This window comes from Singulisphaera rosea, assembly GCF_054877945.1.
In genome coordinates, this window is sequence record NZ_JBTYIP020000003.1 from 335,333 (window position 1) to 352,856 (window position 17,524).

Here is a 17,524-nt window from a genome sequence, read left to right on the forward strand (position 1 = left end):
CGAGTTCCGGGGAGACCGGCGGCCAGACCCCATTCTAACGGAACCAGCGCCTCGGCTTCGAGGGCTGTCGGACCTCGTCCTCGCTCCGACGGCGGATGAGGGCGAGGGTCGCGACGTATCGGTGCGAAGGCCGCTCCGGAGGCTTCGCCGGAGCAGTTCTCGTGGGTTCTTCGCCGGAGGCCTCGTCGGAACGTTCCTGTTGGAGCATCGAATCTCGACCCCAAACAACGTCCTGTCGTCGGGCCGGGGGACCCTCCCCTCGGCCGGCATGCTGACGCGACTCAATCGCCGCCATAGGCGTTGTGCTGGCGTCGGCGATTGGAGGTGAACTCCTCGACGGTCCCTCGGCTGATCACCTCGTAGAGCTGGGCTTCCTTGTCGCCCGACTTCCGGAGGATTCGGCCGAGGCGTTGAACATGCTCTCGGACCGAGCCCGACCCCGAGAGGATGATCGCCACGTTCGCCTCAGGGACGTTGACCCCCTCATTCAAGACCCGAGAGGTCGCGACGATCGGGTAGCTCCCGGAATTGAACCGGAGCAAGACGTCGCGGCGCTCCTTGGTGCTCGTCTGGTGGGTGATCACCGGGACCAGGAACTGCCGAGCGATCCTATAGACTGTTGCATTGTCGTGAGTGAAGATCAAGACCCGATCGCCGTTATGTCGTTCGAGCAGCTTCCCGAGCAGGCTGAGCTTGGCGGGAGCGGCCAGGGCCAGCTCGCGCTGTCGGCGATGGGCGAGGAATGCCTGACGCCCCTCCGGCGAGCGGTGGGCCATGATCAGGAACTGTCGCCAGGCGTTCGGCCGACGCATGTCGATGCCGTTGTTGCTCAGGAACATTCGGTAGAGTTCCCGGGCCGCCTCGTACTCGTGCCGCTCGTCCTCGGTCAGGTTCACATAGAGCGTCTCGATGCGGTAATCGGCGAGGTACTGGCCTCGGAGCTCGGTGATCTCCCGACGATAGACGATCGGCCCGATCAGGTGGTCGAGTTGGGTGTGGGCGTTGTCGGCCCGCTCGGGGGTCGCGGTCAGCCCGAGTCGGAACGGGGCCAGGGACGAGACCGCCGCCATCCCGTAGGTTGGCCCCGGCAGGTGGTGGCACTCGTCGAAGACGAGCAAGCCGAATTGGTTCCCGAGCCTGGCCATGTTGATGTAGGCCGAGTCGTACGTCGTCACCGTCAGCGGCTTGACCTCGTAGTAGCCCCCGCCGAGGAGCCCGACCTCGGTCTCGAAGGCCATCGTGAGCTCGTCGTACCACTGGTTCATCAGGTCGATCGTCGGGGTGATGATCAACGTCGGGCGCTTCGTCGCCTCGATCGCGAGGGTCGCCAGGTGCGTCTTCCCCGTGCCGGTGGGGAGGACCACCACCCCTTGCTTCTGGGCCTTCGACCAGGCGTTCAACCCCTCGATTTGGTGCGGGAACGCCTCCTTGACCACGCGGATCGTCCAGTTGGCGATCTCATACACCCGAGCGTCGTCGACATAAGGGATCTTGTGGTCGCGCAGGTGCTGGACGATCGTCCTGTACGCCATCGCCGGCGCCCGGAAGACCTTGACGCGGCGGTCGAAATCGATGGCCGGGATCCCCCACGAATCCCCCTCGGGCAGACCCTCGACGATGAGAGTCCCCTCCTCGAAGGTCAGTCGAAGCGCCCGAGACTCGGTCGGGTTTGCACCCTCAACCTGACTCATGCGGGCCCCACCTCTGGTTCGCCAGATGGGGGTACGACATTCCCCTGGCGCCTGAGCCAGCCGAAGATCTCGGTCGCCGACACCCGGTAGCCCGGCAACACCGCACCACCGTCGAGGAAGCCGTCCGCCGAAAGCCGCTCGGGGAGTTGGCCTGGACGGAAGACATCTACCGTCTTCTTCCCGGGGTCGATCAGCCAGCCGAGTTGGCAGCCGTTCGACGTCGAATGCTCGAGCTTCTCCCTGGTTTTTCGGATCGATTGTTCGGGCGAAAGGATCTCGACATGGAGATCCGAGGGCCTCCAGATCTCATCGGAGAACTCACCTCTATTATCGGTCTCGACATGAGAATCCATCAGGAACGCAACGTCGGGGATGATAGAGCGACCTACAAACGTGCAGCGTAATTCCGGGACCGCAAACCCTAGTCCCAACGGTTCCGCGTACCGATTCAGACTTTCGGTGAGCTTGAACTCGATCCAGCCATGCTTGAACTGGGGTGACACCTTGGGCTCGATCTGGCCATCGATGTATTCGAGGTATGGCTTCTCCTCGGGGAGCGCGAGGAACGCCTCCAACGTCATCGTCTCCTGCACTCGGGACGGGCTGGCCATCGACTCGCTCCCCTCGATCCTCCCGAGATTCGACCGCCTTCGAGGGCTCGGTCTCGTCTCGGTGTACTCCAGTTTAGCCGATCTCGCGATGGGACTCCATCGCGGAACGTCCGCAATGTCTTCATCCCTCCTGTTGGCTTGATGCCTATTGAGGATCAGGAAAATCAGGCACGGTCCACGACCCGGGTCGGGTGGGCATCGTCCAGCTGACCTTCCCCAATACCGGTGGGCGGTGCCCACCCTATGAAACTCATGCGGGCCCCACCCCCGGGTCGCTGGGCGAAGGCACGATGATCGACCGACGCAGGAGCCAGCCGAAGAGCTCGGACACCGACAGTCGATAGCCCGGCAGGACCGTGCCACCGTCGAGGAAGCCGTCCGCTGAAAGCCGCTCGGGGAGTTGGCCTGGACGGAAGACATCTACCGTCTTCTTCCCGGGGTCGATCAGCCAGCCGAGTTGGCAGCCGTTCGACGTCGAGTGAATCAGTTTGTCCCGGGAGATCCGGGCCGACTGATCAGGGGAAAGGATCTCGATGTGAATATCGGGAGGCTGCCAGGTCGCATTGCTGACCTCACCCGCTTCGTCTGCGAAAATGTGGGCATCGAACATAAATGCAAGATCCGGGACGATCGAACGCCCACTGAACGTGCAGCGAAGCTCCGGAAACGTGAAGCCGAGGCCCCTTGGCTCGGCAAAGCGATTGAGAGATTCCGCGAGCTTGTACTCGAGGAGACTGTGCTGTTTCTGGGGTGACACCTTGGGCTCGATCCGGCCATCGATGTACTCGAGGTACGGCTTCTCCTCGGGGAGCGCGAGGAACGCTTCCAGCGTCATCGACTCTTGCACTCGGGACGGGCTGGCCATCGACTCGATCCCCTCGATCCTCCCGGAATTCGACCGATTTCGAGGGCTCGGTCTCCTCTCGGTGTACTCCAGTTTAGCCGATCTCGCGATGGGACTCCATCGCGGAACGACGGCAATGGCCTCGCTCCTCCAATCGAGCGTTCCAGGTTTGCCCCGAGGTCATCGGCCGAGTGCGGCACGCTCCTCCTCGGTCAAGAGCCGCCACTCGCCGGGCGCGAGGTCTCCCAGGCCAATCGGCCCGATCGCGACGCGGACGAGCCGAAGCGTGGGGTGGCCGACGGCGGCCGTCATCCGGCGAACCTGTCGGTTGCGCCCTTCGCGGATCACGAGGCGGATCCAGGCGGTCGGGACGTTCTTCCGAAAGCGGATCGGCACCGGTCGGTCGGGCAGGGCGGGGTCTTCCGACAGCAGGTCGACCTCGGCGGGGAGCGTCCGGCCGTCGTTGAGCTCAACCCCGCGTCGGAGGGCGTCGAGCGCCGAGGTTTCGGGGATCCGCTCCACCTGCACGAGGTAGGTCTTCGGGTGCTCGAAGCGAGGATCGGTCAGCCGATGCGCCAATGGCCCGTCGTCGGTCAGCAGCAGGAGCCCTTCGCTATCCCGGTCGAGCCGCCCGACCGGGTACACGCCCGGCATGTCGACATAGTCCTTCAGCGTCGCCCGGCCCGACTCGTCGGTGAACTGGGTCAGCACGTCGTACGGCTTGAAGAGCTTCCCGTATCGGAACGGAGGACCAGGGGTCGTCCCCAACTCCCTTCGGCCCAGTCCGCCCGGGCGTGGAGAATTCCGAGCCCGACTACCCGGCCGTGAGGAGGCACCTCCCCCGGATTGTCGATCGCGACGTGGTCCCTCTGGTCGAAAGCGACGTCCAGTCATGGATTCTCCTGTCCCGAAACCTGTTTTTTCTTGAAAAACGGGTTTCTGACGCCCTCGACGTCGACGCCCCCTCCAGAGTTATCGTCTCAAGGCCGGACGGTGTTGAAGTAGTCGAAAAACACCCGGGACAGACCGGCGCCGTAGTCTTTCCAATGTCGGGCCGAAGGATAGTCGTTCAGCCCCGCGATCCAGTTGACGTTGAACTCATGGACGGCCGCGTCGATGCCATACCGCTCGAACCAGCCGTCGCCGAGGGTGCCGGCGTTCCGGAACTCCCCGTCCGTGCTCCCGACCGTGAACCAGGTGTGCTTCCGCAGCAGCGATTCGAAGACCTTCATCCGCACGAGGTGCCGGGCCAATCCGGCGACGGGGGGCCGGCTGATGTGGAGCCGACCGTTCCCGTCGTTGTGCAGCTCGATTGCCAGATGAGGAGCCTGGCCGCGCTTGATCATACCCTCGAGCCAGGTCTCCAGGGCGTGGTTCTCGGGCGAAAGGGCCGGGTCGGCGGGCTTGTCCCAGTTGCGGTTGAGGTCCTTGCCCCGCAGGTTGAAACGCGTCCGGCCGCGGGCCACCCCGTCCTTGTTGGCCATCGGCAGCGCATACACGCAGTACGACGCGAGGTCCGCCTTCGCCTCCGCATCCCCATCAAGGAGGCGGTCGACGAGGCCCTGGAGGACCCAGTTCCCCCCCGACTCCCAGGGGTGCGCACGGGCCCGCAGGAAGACCCGATAGGGGGCGTCGGCCCTGCCGATCCGGACGACCTCCAGCGGGCGACCCTCGGCCGTCTTGCCGATCGGGACGACCTCGACGAGCGGGTTTTTCGCGATCGACGTGAGCCAATGCTCCAGGTCGGAGAGCCGATACGGCTCGACCCGCGCGACGTACAATTCGGGTCCGGGCATGGTGACGGTCAAACGCACCCGATCCCCGGGCAGGGCCTCGAGCGGCACGGGCCGCCAGGTCTTGCCATCCTCCGAGACGACCACCGCCTTCAACTCGCCCGCGACCGAAGCCTTCCGGCCATTCCAGACGTTCTCGAGGTTCTTGAACTCGAGCGTGAGCACCGACCCCGCCTTCGCATGCAAGCGGAAGTGGAAATGCCCCGCCGCCCGATTCGGCGACGACCGCTCGTGGTCGTAGAGCAGGTAGACGAGGGTCGTCCCATCCGCCGCAGTCTCGTACCAGAGGGGCGAGGCGTTCTCAAAACCCGTGTCGATGAACTCCAAAGCCGACTTCGATGCCGGGGTCTCCGCGACGGCACGTTGACCGCCCGAATTCGCTCCCTGGGCAAGCGCCTGGCCGCCGTAAACGCCCAACGCAACGGCTAGCGCCAGGAGGATGCCGGGAAACGTACGAGGTGTTCTCATGGGGTATCCCGGAGAGCTTGTTGGGTCGAAGCCAAGGACGCGATCCTCGCGGGACGAATGTCCGCCACAGCGTCGACCTCGAAACTACAACGCCGACGCCCCGCGGACCAGCATCCACTCCCGGACGGCCAGGAGTGGTTCGCACCGATCCAGAGACTCCCGCCGAACGGCCTCTTACAAGCCCGAAGCGCACGCGAGTGAATTTTACTGAATAAATCGAGAGAGATTCACTCGCGTGCGCTTCGGGCTTGTATCGAAGAGATGCCGCTCGACCGCTGTTCGCTCGGGGGATTCCTGTTCCTCGCACTTCGATCGACGATCAGAGCCACCGCGCGAGCCACGCCCAGGCTTCCTGCTGCATCTCGACGTTGAACTCGTGCGGCGTGTCGTAGAGCCGCCCGCGGAACTTCTCCGGAAGCCCCGCCTTGCCGTAGCAGGCGGTGAGCTTGGCGAAGCACTTGCGGACCCCCTCGAGGTCGAAGAGGCCGTCCTTGGATCCATTGATGACAAGGAGGGCCGAGGGGATCGCCAGCGACGCGACGTCGGGATAGTCGAGGTAGCTCATCAGCCCCGGCACGAGCTTGGTGAACCCGATCGTGTTCCGGATGTGGTCCTTGAGCTGCGCCGGGAACGACGCCATCCAACCGACGACGACCGCCGCCTTGATCCGGTCATCCAGCGCCGCGAGGTGACAGGAGCGGAGCCCTCCCACCGACAGCCCGACGCAGCCGATCCGATTCGGGTCGACCTCGGGCCGCGTCACGAGGTAGTCGACGGTCCGCACGTCGTCCGTGAACATGACCCCCGACCAGGTGAAGCCCGCCGAGTAGATCGTCCGGCCGACGAGTTGTTCCGACTGCCCCGCACGTCGGTTGAACTCCCCGACGCGAGCCGGGGTGATCGTCGCCGGGCGATCCCGCCAATCGGCCGGGTCGCCGTCCAGGAGCATCCGGCGCTCGCCCCAATAGAACATGTCGATCACGACCACGACATAGCCGCGACGCGCCAACTCCGAGGCGATGCTCTTGCCGCCGTACGCCCCCCGCTTGAAGTCGGCCAGGACCGGGTGCTCCACCTCGTTCTCGACGAGCTTCTCCCGGCCCCAGAAGTACATCCCGCCGTGATCATGAAGCGCGACGATCCCCGGCGCGGGCTTCTTCAGCCCCTTGGGGATGAGCACATAAGCCGGGACCCGAATATCGGGCGTGGTGTTGAAGAACACCGACTCCCTGATGTAACCATCGCAGTCGACCTTCGCGACGACCTCGGGATTCGGGTCGCAGTGCGGCGGGTCATAGTGGAGCAACTCCCTGAGCTTCCCCCTCGCCCGGCCCTTCCACTCGGCCGGGTCTTTGAACTCGTCACGCAGATACGAGAGAGGGAATTCCCCTCGAACGGCCTGGCCTTGAATGAATGGGAACAAGGATCCGACATCCGAACCGGTCTCGGGTACCTTCCTTCGTCCGGGATCCGGCGAAGGTGCCTCGTCCACGAGCGGACGCCCCAGGTTCGCACCCGCTGCGGAGGGGAGCCCACCCAGGGCCAGAGCCAACCCTTGCACGAAGTCGCGACGCGTGTTCATGGAGGGGGCCTCGAGTCGCTTTGAGCTCCGAACACGACCCTCAATTCATAGGGCCATTCGTGCCGTAGAATAGCCGAGGTCCGGACCACCCGAAAGCCCCTGTCTTTCGCTCCCGAGCCCTCCGCCACCATGCCCGCGATCCTCACCGCGAAGTTCCAGACCCTACCCAGTCCGGGTGCTGACTCCGGCATCCCGCGTTCGACCTCATTCCAAGATCACTTGATCTCGCAAAGCAATGTCGTCATGATTCCATCCGTCCCACAGGAGCGAGGTCCTTAAATGCTAGGAGGCAAGAGGATGCATCGGGAAAGGATTGTTCCGTTAGGGATCGTTGCTCTTCTGTTCTTAAGTCAGGCCGCTTTGTCTGATCCAATCCAAGTCAAAGTCTATGGTACGGCGACAGATGCCCCATCATCCATCGACTGGGGACCCTACGACTTGCCGGATCCGTCGAAGGGAGGGATTTTCTACGCAGGAGGAGGACCCGCACCTAGACCTAAAACAAGCGTACCCGGCACGATGACATAGGGATGACAGCGGTCTGCGCCCTATAAAACAAGGCATGCCACGAAACTATGGAAATCGAAGAGGCGCTCACTCGAAAACGCACACGCTCGCGCAAGTGCCGTTGCCAAAACCCCTTAAATCCAAGTTGGAGGGGCGTGAGAGGGTTTTCGATACGCTTGGTTTAGGCCTAGATACGGTCCGTCCGGTCTCGGTCTGATCACAAAGGACAACGAATTCGATCTTCAGTTCGGAGTCCCCGCCGCAACCGGGTCACCCTATTTCTTCTCCGGCCCTTACCTACAAATCGAGGGAAGCGGTACGGAACACATCGGGTATTCGAACGACCCTTTCCACTTCGGGGTCTTATCTTTCTTCGATACGGCGACCTCGGTTGAACTAAGGCCGGGCGATTCCGGCGGGCCGGCTCCCTCTTGGATGCTGGACCTGGTTTCGGATCCGAGCCGCATTCACGTGAATGCGGAACAAAACAGAAATGACCACTACAGTTGGGTTTATGTCACGATAGTGATCGACCCGGTGTCCACCGTCCCTGAACCGACGACTCTGGCTATCCTCGGCGTAGGACTTGGCGGATGGGCTCTCCGGCGATGGCGTAAGTCCCACGGCTGAGCGGACTGGGTTCAGCATCTGCTTGAGATTGCCTGGTATGGTTCCCGAGACATTCATAAGGTTCAAGCCGAGAACATTCACTCACGTCTCGCTTGCCCTGACATTGCAGGTGTTGGACGCGCTCACCCGAGGCACGAGGAAAAGAAGGAATGGCTACAATTCCTCCTCGAGACGATCGCCATCAATCAACAAGGCTTGATGTTCCATCCGGGCCGATCCCAGCAGCGTGCCCCGATCGGCCTACTCCTTCCTTCGCCGAGCCCGCACGAACCTATCGACCCGTGCGGGCGTTCTCTCGGGCGCAATGGCACCTACTCGGTGCCGAGCACCTTGCCGTCGGGCGAGACCTCAACTTCCGTGATCTTGCCGGTTTTTGATTTGCCTTTCAGTTCAATGCTCGGCTGTCCCTTGAACGTATCGTTGTAGGCGGCGTAGAAGGTCAGTTCGGGTTTGGCGGTCTTTGCCGCTTTCAGGACGGCTGCGGGGACCTGATCCATTGGAATCGGCGTCTTGCTCGGAGCGCCCTCGTCGTCATCATCGTCGTCGCCGCAGCCGAAGGGGACCAGGGCCAACAACGCAACCACAGCCAAGCGCCGTACGTCGACAGTCCATCGATCAATAGTCATTCGAAACCACCTCTCCGCCGTTGCGGGTCGAAAGGGCCAAGTAGTCCTTGTAGTTCATCGTGGCCTTCAAGTACGAGACGTGCCCGTCGGCGAAAAGGAAGTTCACGCCCCGGCCGGCATGCAGGCTGTAGAACTGGTTCGGTTCGGAACGCTTGGCACCGGGGCCGATGCCCTCGCCGGAGTGTCCCAAAACCATGCCCGGCCCGGTTTCCAGGTCGGCCGAGCCGATGTCGTCGCCATCATCGTCATAGAGGAGGGCACCGGTCACGGAACCCGTCCAGGTCGCCACGCCCAGCAGGTGCGACCGTTCGCCGGCCGCGATCGTCTGCGACAGTCCATCCGTGATGTCGCGGAAGGCGATCCGACTGTTGCGAAACAGGACGCCTTCGCCATCCGGCCCTGGCTCGCTCGTGCCGTTCATCCCGACATAGTTCGACGGGGCAACCCGGCAGATCTCCCGCTTGGCGGCGCCAGTGAGGATGTCACGATCGACGGCCGACCACGAGGCGGCAAAGCGATCTGACGGGCAGAGGAAACCATTTACCACGACCAGTCGGGCCGTCGAATTCGAGGCCAACTCGACGTTCAAGGCGTAATTGATCGCCGAGAACGTGGCCGACTGCTCCATCTGGGGTAGGATCATCGCCGCCCAGCCCCATCCCGGTCCCAGATCGGTGCCCGTCGCGTCGAATCTCGAGACGTATCCCGGCGGCAAACTTTGATGCATAGCCTCGTAGTTGTGCAGGGCGAGCCCGATCTGCTTGAGGTTGTTGACGCACTGGGCGCGCCGGGCCGCCTCGCGAGCGGCCTGGACGGCGGGCAGCAGGAGGGCGATCAGGACGCCGATGATCGAGATCACGACCAGTAGTTCGATCAGCGTGAAGGCACGCCATCGACGATGGTTCATTTTACGCAAAGGTCTTCCCCTGTATTGAATTTGTTGAAATGTGGATTATTGACTCGGCTTGGCCTTCCGGCTCGCTCGGGTCAAACACCGAATCGCAACAGATTCAAAACAGGAACGTTTGCAGCCAGGCATGGCGAAGGGTCGGTGGTTTCGGTGGCCACCAGACGTGTACCTTCAAGCCGCTGAATTCCTGGGGTGACAGCGGCAGGCCTGCGCAGCCGGGCGGGGGGAGGAGGCCATCGACGACGGGGATTTGGTCGAACGCAAGGCTCGCCTGCGACCCGCCCTGGAGGGAGTCGCCGGAATCATCGCCCACGCCACCATCGGGCGATTCCAACCCGTCGTCTTGGACGGATTCGGCCGCGTTGCGTGCAAAGTCCGACGCAGCCTCCGCCTGGCGGAGGGGTGTGCCGCTGATGGCGGCGATCAGGCAGAGCAGTGCCGCGAGTCGTGACATGCCATGATCTTATCGCGGGGCCGATCGAGAGTCAGCTTCGATCGCTCGAATCTAAGGCCGTTCTTATGTTGGCGCTCGCCGAACTCGAGCAAGGTCAACCGCTATCCAGGCCCCGTTGGAGCTCGGAGGGCCATCTTATCAACGACACGGCACCAAAAGGGAACACCCGCAGATGACGCAGATTGACACAGGTAAAGTTACACGATCTTTTAATTCATCCGTGTCAATCTGCGTCATCTGCGGATCGTTGTCTTCCCTTTTCTTGGCCCATCGCCGGACGATTCGAGGTTCAGATCAGCTCGCGGATCGGCTCGCGGCGATCGAGGAGGAACTGGGGGCGGCCGGTCGGGTCGGGGATGGTGACCGAGGCGACGTCGATGCCGAGCTGGTGGTAGAGGGTCGCGAAGACGTCCTGGTAGTGGACGGGTCGATCGTGGGGAACTTCGCCGAGACGGTTGGTCGAGCCGATGACCTGGCCCATCCGCATGCCGCCTCCCGCGAGGAGGGCGCACGAGACCTGCGGCCAGTGGTCGCGGCCGCCGCCGGCGTTGATCCGGGGAGTGCGGCCGAATTCGCCCCAGGCGATGACGCTCACGTCCTGGTCGAGACCTCGGGCGTGGAGGTCTTCGACGAGGGCCGTGATCCCCTGGTCGAGCCGGGCCAACTGCTCGGGGAGCCGCTCGAAGTTGCCGCCGTGGCGGTCCCAGCTCCCGAAGGACAGGGTCACGCAACGGACCCCCGCCTCGACCAGTCGCCGGGCCATGAGAAACTGGTCCATCCAGTGCGGGCCGGCGTCCTCGCCGAAGGCCGGGGCGTTGCTCCCTCGGCCGTAGCGGTCGCGCAGCTTCGGATCCTCGTTCTCGAGGTCGAGCGCCTGGACGAGCTTGCTCGACGTCAGGACCTCGAACGCCGTCTGCGTGAAGGTGTCGACCCCCTGGGCGGTCGGGTCTTCGCCCACGGTTCGTCGGAAGCCGTCGAACCCTGCGAGGAGCGACTTCCGGTCGCGAAGCCGGTCGAGCGTGATGCCGTTGAGCCGCATGTTCCGCATGCCGGTCTCATCCGGCTGGAACGGTGCGTGGGACAGCCCGAGGAAGCCCGGCACGCCCGGGTTCGAGTACGGGGCGTGCCCCGTCTTGGTCGTCAGGCCGACGAACGGAGGGATCGCGCTCGCGACCGGCCCTTGCAGCTTCGAGACGACCGACCCGAGCGACGGGTGGCCGTCCTGCTGGCCCTTCGACCCGATCGGGTAACCGCTCAGGCAGAGGTCCGATGCGTGCTGGTCGGGGCAGCCGTAGAGCGAGCGGATGATGGTGAATTTATCCATCATCGTCGCGAGCCTCGGCATATGCTCGCAGATGTCGATCCCGGGGACGTTGGTGGCGATCGGCTTGAAGGTCCCGCGGATCTCGACGGGCGCATCCATCTTCAGGTCGAACATATCCTGGTGCGACGGGCCGCCGGACAGGTAGATCATGATGACGGCCTTGTGCGACAGCCCGCGGGGCTTGCCCGTCGGGGTCTTCGAGGCCGCCTCGGCCCTCAGCACCTGGGGCAGGGCGAGGCCCCCGAGCGCGAGGCCCCCGACCTTCAAGAAATGCCGACGCGAGTGGCCGTCGCAATGGTCCGCAGGTCGTTCGCCGAGGATCGTGAACATCAGGAAATCCTGTCGCCAGTGGGACATTCGCGGGCGAGCCGCCGTCGGCGTCGCCCTGCCATCGCAATCTCGCTGAAATTCGCCGACGTCGCGTCGGTTCGGCAGGCTTCGGTCGAGGTCGAGGGTCTCTAATCCTCAAAAAACCAAGGCGAGAAGGCCGGGAGGCCGGTGGGGTCGGACTTCAGTGCAGAGGGCCCGTCTTCGTCGACGAGCGATTCGAGGTCGAGGGTCGTCTTCTCGTACGATAGGCGATCTTTCCGTGGCGCACCAGCCCGAATCGCCCCGGTGTCGCTTTGGCAACAGGACGTTGGTCCCGCTCACCCTTCTCCGTCGATTCGTCATTCGCGTACCTGCTTCACGAGGGATCGCACGGTCGCGACGATCCGGTCCTCGACCTCGCCGCCCCAGCGAAGGGCCGGTCGGCCGTATTCGAAGAGGTTGGACCCTCCTTCGTAACCCCCTTCTTCCCAGACCCGCCGGGAGGGGATGTAGGAAATCATGTCGTCCGTATAGCCGCAGACCCAGGTGCCGGGCCCGAACTCTTTCTTGAATCGGAGGGCGTAGTCGACGACGGTCTCCGCCCCGAGCCCGACGAACAGCGTGTCCTGCCCGAGCCGCCAGGCATGGACGGGATAAGGATAGGACGCGGGGAAGGTCTCGCCCGCGTCGAGCTTCCGCAGCATCCGGGCAGCCCAACGCGCCCGGATCTCATGAGGATCGCGGGTGAAGGCGACAAGCTCCTCTCGTGACGCGACCTTGAGGTAAGGGAGGTCGACGTACGAGAACGCGGTGCGGATCGACGACGCAACCGGCTTCGTCGGCCCCTTCAGGGCCTCTTCCACGCCGACGGCCAGCCGATGTCCATACGACTGGCAGAGCTCGACGGTTCGGCGGGGCAAGGGGTTCTGGTCTCCTCCGCAGGTGTTGACGAACATGGCCGTCGCACCGGGATGGGCTCGTTCCAACTCGACTTGCGCGAAGCCCGGGTAGTCGCCGCACCAGGTGGTGAAGCTGAGCGTGGTGGGGTGGCAGGCGTAGCCGAAGAGCACGGCCGCGAGCCCTCCGTCGGGACGGGTCACGGTCAGGACCGGGACGGTGTGGTCGACCGGGCCGGCCAGGGGAGTCCCTTTCGCCAGCATCGCGGGGACGTCGGCCTCGCGGTTGTTGCGCCGGTTTACGGCGAACGTCGCCCGGCCCTCGCCGACGGCCAGGGACGCCGGCTTCAAGTCGGCGATGGCCTTGCCGACGAGGTCGGCGACCGTCCCGACCATGGCCGTGGTGTACTCGTCGACGAGCTTCACCTGCTCGTCGTCGACGGGGTAGTAATCGACCAGGTCCTCCCCGAGTCGCGGCCCGCAGTGATTATGCGAGAAGGCGAACATCACTTGCGGACGCTTGAGCCCGTAAGCCGCCTCGAGCCGTTCGAAGAGCCGATCGCTCATCCCCTTGGGGACGCCCTGAAAGTCGCTGGTGATCAGCACCGCCCGACGACCGGCCTCGTCCTCGACGGCCAGGGCCTTCGCCCAGAGGTCGTGCAGCTTCCCGTCAGGCGCCCGCCTGCCGCCATACCCGGCGAGCCAGACCGAGGTCGTCGGCGTAACGACGACCTTCGCGATCCCGGCCTTCCAAGGCGCCGAGGCGGGTTGCTTCGGTTCGTCCGCGAGCCCGATACCCGCGGACAAGGCCGTCGCAAGGATCGAGACGATCACAATCGCCGAGCGTTGCCCAACCCGCCCGAGGCTCGTCCCGCGGTTCTTCGCGTGCGTCATCACCGGACCTCCGACGCTCAATCCCGCCAGACCTGACCGATCCCGAGCGGCGCGGCGCATCGGGCACCGGACCTGCCGGCCTTACGTAGAACTATTGTTAAACACCCCGACCCCCCATGCAAGTGGGAACTTTTCGGAGGGCTGGAAAACCGGAGCGGATTTGCCGAATAGGCAAATGCTGCCTCGAGGTTGAGACGAAAGAGCTCCTGCTTGCTTGGCGACGACGGCTCTTCCACAATCGGCGAGTCGTAACTGCCCCGAGTTGCCGCGAGGGATGGGCCCGTGAAGACCGAGCGATCCGTTCTGATGTTGGTCGGCCTGATCGCGGCGACGACCGCGAATGGCCGAGGTGCCGAGCCGACGGTTGACCTCGGCGGGATTACCGAGACCCACGTAATGGTCCCGATGCGGGACGGGGTCCGGCTCTCGACCTACCTCTACACGCCCTCGGGGAAAGGCCCTTGGCCGGTTCTTTACGAACAGCGTTACGCCGACCTGAAGGGGGCAGAGACGCGCAAGGGGATGGCCCGCCTGGCTTCGTCCGGGTACGTCGTCGCCGCGCAGAACTTCCGGGGTGCCGGGCTCTCGGAGGGCGTCTGGGTCGGGTACCGGGCCCTCGGCTGGGGCGAGACTCAGGACGGATATGACACGGTCGAGTGGCTCGCCAGGCAGTCGTGGGCGACGGGCAAGGTCGGCACGTTCGGCAGCTCGCAGGCCGGCTTCGCGCAGAACTTCCTCGCGGTGGCGGCCCCGCCACATCTGACCTGCCAGTACATGATCGATACGGGCCTCAGCCTCTTCCACGAGGGCTATCGGATCGGTGGCGTGACGAAACCGGAGCGGTTCAAGACGATGGACCCCGTCTGCCGCAACCCGGCCGACAACCGCCGGCTCATGGAGGACTGGTTCGCGCACCCGACCTACGACGCCTATTGGGCCCAGGAGGACTGCACCCGACACATCGACAAGATGGACGTCCCCTGCTTCACGATCGGGAGTTGGTTCGACTACATGTGCGTCGGCTCGGTCGAGAGCTACGTCGGCCGCGAACACCGGGGAGGTCCGCATTCGAAGGGGGCGCAGCAGCTCCTGCTCGGCCCCTGGCTGCATAGCCGGTTCAAGGATACCAACTCAACCGGCGACCTGACCTTCCCCGAGAACGCCCGGTTCGCGAACGACGCCCATATGATCCGCTGGTTCGATCACTACCTGAAAGGGATCGACAACGGTGTCGAGCGCGAGCCGAAAGTCCGGTACTACACGATGGGCGCAGTCGGCGAGCCCGGCGCCCCGGGCAACGAGTGGCGGACGACCGACGACTGGCCGATCGCCGTCGAGCCCGAGGCGCTCTACCTCCACGCCGAGGGCAAGCTCGACGGCCGGTCCCCGAACGAGCCGAGCTCCACCACGACCTTCCTCGCCGACCCGGTCCACCCCAACGAGATCCCCGGCCGAGCGTTCCCGGGGGCGAAGGACGCCCGCGAGGTCGAGAAGCAGCCGGAGGTGAGGACATTCACCACCGAGGTCCTCACCGAGCCCGTCGAGTGGACGGGCAACGTGAAGGCCGAGGTCTACCTCTCGTCGACGGCAAAGGACACCGACGTCATCGTCCGGATCTCGGACGTCTATCCCGATGGCCGCTCCATCCTGCTGATGGACTACATCCGCCGGGTGCGCTACCGGGAAGGTTATGACCGAGAGGTCTTCCTGGAGCCCGGCCAGGTCGCCAAGGTCGCGTTCGACGTCGGCTGGACGAGCCAGGTCTTCAACCGAGGCCATCGGATCCGGATCACGCTCGCGAGCACCGGCGCCCCGTTCTACGAGCCCAACCCGAACACGGGGGAACCCCTGACGATCGACCCTCCCGCGAGGACGGTTGTTGCCACGAACACGGTCCACCACGAGAAGGCCCACCCCTCGCGGATCATCGCCCCGGGCCGCCCGAAGGCCGACCCCGACGAGGTTCGCAAGACGCTCGGCCAGACTCTCCAGAAGCTCCAGGAATGGGTTGACGCACGACACAACGCCATTGGGATCAAGCCCGACACTCTGGCCAACGCCGCGGTCTTCGTGAAGGGGATCGATTGGGCGCTGCGGTTCGAATCGACGCTCACGCCCGCCGACATCGGGCAGATCGAAAAGGCAGCCGGACTCGCCCGGGGACGACTGACGGCAATCGAGCAAGGTCGAAGGCCCTGGACCGAGAAGACGGGCCAGCTCGTTCGGGGTTTCGTCTCGAAGGTCGACGGCTCAGTGCAGCCTTATGGAGTAATCGTCCCGAAAGGATATGACCCGAAGCGACCGATCCGCCTCGACGTCGTCCTCCACGGCAGCTCCAAGCCTTCGGGGATGAGCGAGCTCCGCTTCATGAGTCGATTCGACGAGGCGAAGGAAGCCCCCGAGGCCGACTACATCGAGCTCCACCCGCTGGGCCGCGTCGAGAACGGCTATCGCTGGGCCGGGGAGACCGACGTCTTCGAGGCGATCGAAGCCGTGTGCCGGAGCTACAACATCGACCGCGACCGGATCGTCCTCCGAGGGATGTCGATGGGTGCCTCCGGGACCTGGCACCTGGGGCTCAAGCACCCCGACCGCTTCGTCGCGCTCGGGCCGTATTGCGGGTATGTCGACACTCACCAGTTCTCGGAGACACCCCTGCCGAACTTCGTGAAGGTGGGCCCGCTGCCGAGCGACCAGGAGAAGGGCCTCCATATGCTCGACTCCGTCGACTACGCGGCCAACGCCGGGGTCGTCCCGGCCATCGCCTGCATCGGCGACCAGGACATCTTCTTCCAGGCCCACGAGATCATGGGCAGAGCCATGGCCGCCGAGGGCTTGACGATGGTCAACCTGATCTCGCACGGGACGGGACACGTGATCGACCCGGCCACCCACCGCGAGCAGATGCGCCGGATCGGGCAGATCGCGGAGAAGGGGCTCGACCACGCGCCAAGGCACGTTCGGTTCGTCACCTGGACCTTGAAGTACAGCCAATGCCACTGGCTCCAGGTCCTGGGTTTGAACGCCCACTACGACCGCGCCGAGATCGACGCGAAGGTCGCCGACGATGGGACGATCGTCGTGGCGGAGCCGAAGAACATCACAAGGTTCGCGCTCCGTCCCCCGGCGGCGATCGGGGCGAAGCGGTCCGTCACGGTGGGGGGCAAGGCCGTCTCGATTGGGCCCGTCCATGAGGAGCAACCTTCCCCCCGGATCGTCCTCGAGACGCGGGACGGGGCCTGGGTCGAGGCCAATGAGACGGCTGCCGCAGGCAAGCGTCCGGGGATCCAGGGGCCGATCGACGACGCCTTCACGGCGCCATTCCTGTGCGTCCGAGGGACCGGCACGCCCTGGAACCCGGCCGTGCAGGCGTGGGCCGACGCGAACCTCGACCGATTCGCCCGCGAGTGGGATCGCTACTTCCGAGGCAAGCTTCTCGTGAGGAACGACACCGAGGTTACGGACGACGATACCCACCGCTACAACCTGATCCTCTTCGGCGACCCGGGGAGCAATTCCTGGATCCGACGGGTCTTGCCCGATCTCCCGATCCGATGGACCCGCGAGCGTTGCGAGGTCGGCGGCAAGGAATACTCGGCGACCGACCACGCCTGGCAGCTCATCCAGCCCAACCCGGTCGCCCCCGAGCACTACGTCGTCCTCAACAGCGGCCACACGTTCCGCGAGGCCGAGCTCTCGACGCTCAATTACCTGCTCTTCCCGAAAATCGGCGACTGGGCCCTGGTGAAGGTCGGCGCGGCCTCCTCAGGGCCTCCCAAAGAGGAGGTCGTCCGGACGGGTTACTTCGACGAACGCTGGCAGTTCCCCGCGGCCGATGCACGTTGAGGACGCGACGCGGCCTATTGCTGGTTCGACGCGAGAGGTTGGGGTCGCAAGCAGAAATTCATGAACTCAAGGACGATGAAACCCACCACGGCACCCCAAATCAAGGGTTGAGGTGGCACTCGTCGTACGCCACCTACCG

13 protein-coding genes are annotated in these 17,524 nt (G+C 64.5%); 2 read left to right on the forward strand and 11 right to left on the reverse strand.

What is annotated here, in order from left to right:
- Positions 1-281 precede the first annotated feature (281 nt).
- From ACYOEI_RS07670 to ACYOEI_RS07695, 6 genes are all read right to left on the reverse strand, one after another.
- Positions 282-1,691 (reverse strand): DEAD/DEAH box helicase, encoded by a 1,410-nt coding sequence (locus ACYOEI_RS07670; protein WP_462848791.1) that lies wholly within the window; start codon positions 1,689-1,691, stop codon positions 282-284.
- Positions 1,688-2,302, reverse strand: a complete 615-nt coding sequence (locus ACYOEI_RS07675) for a Uma2 family endonuclease (RefSeq protein ID WP_462848792.1) — start codon at positions 2,300-2,302, stop codon at positions 1,688-1,690. Before ACYOEI_RS07675 ends, ACYOEI_RS07670 begins: the two co-directional genes overlap by 4 nt.
- Before the next feature lie 250 nt (positions 2,303-2,552).
- Positions 2,553-3,167: a Uma2 family endonuclease gene (locus ACYOEI_RS07680; protein WP_462848793.1), complete on the reverse strand. Its 615-nt coding sequence runs from the start codon at positions 3,165-3,167 to the stop codon at positions 2,553-2,555.
- A 159-nt stretch (positions 3,168-3,326) separates the two neighbouring features.
- The gene (locus tag ACYOEI_RS07685) at positions 3,327-3,914 is read right to left on the reverse strand and encodes a pseudouridine synthase (RefSeq protein ID WP_462848794.1); all 588 of its coding nucleotides are present in this window, start codon (positions 3,912-3,914) and stop codon (positions 3,327-3,329) included.
- A gap of 212 nt (positions 3,915-4,126) precedes the next feature.
- A complete protein-coding gene (locus ACYOEI_RS07690; RefSeq protein WP_462848795.1) occupies positions 4,127-5,407 on the reverse strand; it encodes a M14 family zinc carboxypeptidase in 1,281 nt (426 codons plus the stop codon).
- A 319-nt stretch (positions 5,408-5,726) separates the two neighbouring features.
- Positions 5,727-6,989 (reverse strand): dienelactone hydrolase family protein, encoded by a 1,263-nt coding sequence (locus ACYOEI_RS07695; protein ID WP_462848796.1) that lies wholly within the window; start codon positions 6,987-6,989, stop codon positions 5,727-5,729.
- Between the two features lie 942 nt (positions 6,990-7,931).
- On the opposite strand from ACYOEI_RS07695, the gene ACYOEI_RS07700 reads away from it, so the two are divergent.
- Positions 7,932-8,126, forward strand: coding sequence for a PEP-CTERM sorting domain-containing protein (locus ACYOEI_RS07700; RefSeq protein WP_462848797.1), 195 nt, complete (start codon positions 7,932-7,934; stop codon positions 8,124-8,126).
- Between the two features lie 311 nt (positions 8,127-8,437).
- Here the strand turns inward: ACYOEI_RS07700 and ACYOEI_RS07705 are convergent, their stop codons facing one another.
- The 5 genes from ACYOEI_RS07705 to ACYOEI_RS07725 all read right to left on the reverse strand — a co-directional run bounded on the left by ACYOEI_RS07705 (position 8,438) and on the right by ACYOEI_RS07725 (position 13,539).
- The gene (locus ACYOEI_RS07705) at positions 8,438-8,752 is read right to left on the reverse strand and encodes a hypothetical protein (RefSeq protein ID WP_462848798.1); all 315 of its coding nucleotides are present in this window, start codon (positions 8,750-8,752) and stop codon (positions 8,438-8,440) included.
- Positions 8,742-9,659, reverse strand: coding sequence for a DUF1559 domain-containing protein (locus ACYOEI_RS07710; protein WP_462848799.1), 918 nt, complete (start codon positions 9,657-9,659; stop codon positions 8,742-8,744). The genes ACYOEI_RS07705 and ACYOEI_RS07710 overlap by 11 nt, the downstream gene beginning before the upstream one ends.
- 103 nt (positions 9,660-9,762) lie before the next feature.
- On the reverse strand, positions 9,763-10,116 hold the full coding sequence (locus tag ACYOEI_RS07715) for a hypothetical protein (RefSeq protein WP_462848800.1): 354 nt from the start codon (positions 10,114-10,116) through the stop codon (positions 9,763-9,765).
- 289 nt (positions 10,117-10,405) lie between these two features.
- Entirely contained in the window at positions 10,406-11,770 is a 1,365-nt protein-coding gene (locus tag ACYOEI_RS07720) for a DUF1501 domain-containing protein (RefSeq protein ID WP_462848801.1), read from the reverse strand.
- 338 nt (positions 11,771-12,108) lie between these two features.
- Entirely contained in the window at positions 12,109-13,539 is a 1,431-nt protein-coding gene (locus ACYOEI_RS07725; protein WP_462848802.1) for a neutral/alkaline non-lysosomal ceramidase N-terminal domain-containing protein, read from the reverse strand.
- Between the two features lie 306 nt (positions 13,540-13,845).
- Between ACYOEI_RS07725 and ACYOEI_RS07730 the strand changes: the two genes are divergently transcribed.
- On the forward strand, positions 13,846-17,385 hold the full coding sequence (locus tag ACYOEI_RS07730; protein ID WP_462849113.1) for a CocE/NonD family hydrolase: 3,540 nt from the start codon (positions 13,846-13,848) through the stop codon (positions 17,383-17,385).
- The last annotated feature ends 139 nt before the right edge of the window (positions 17,386-17,524 follow it).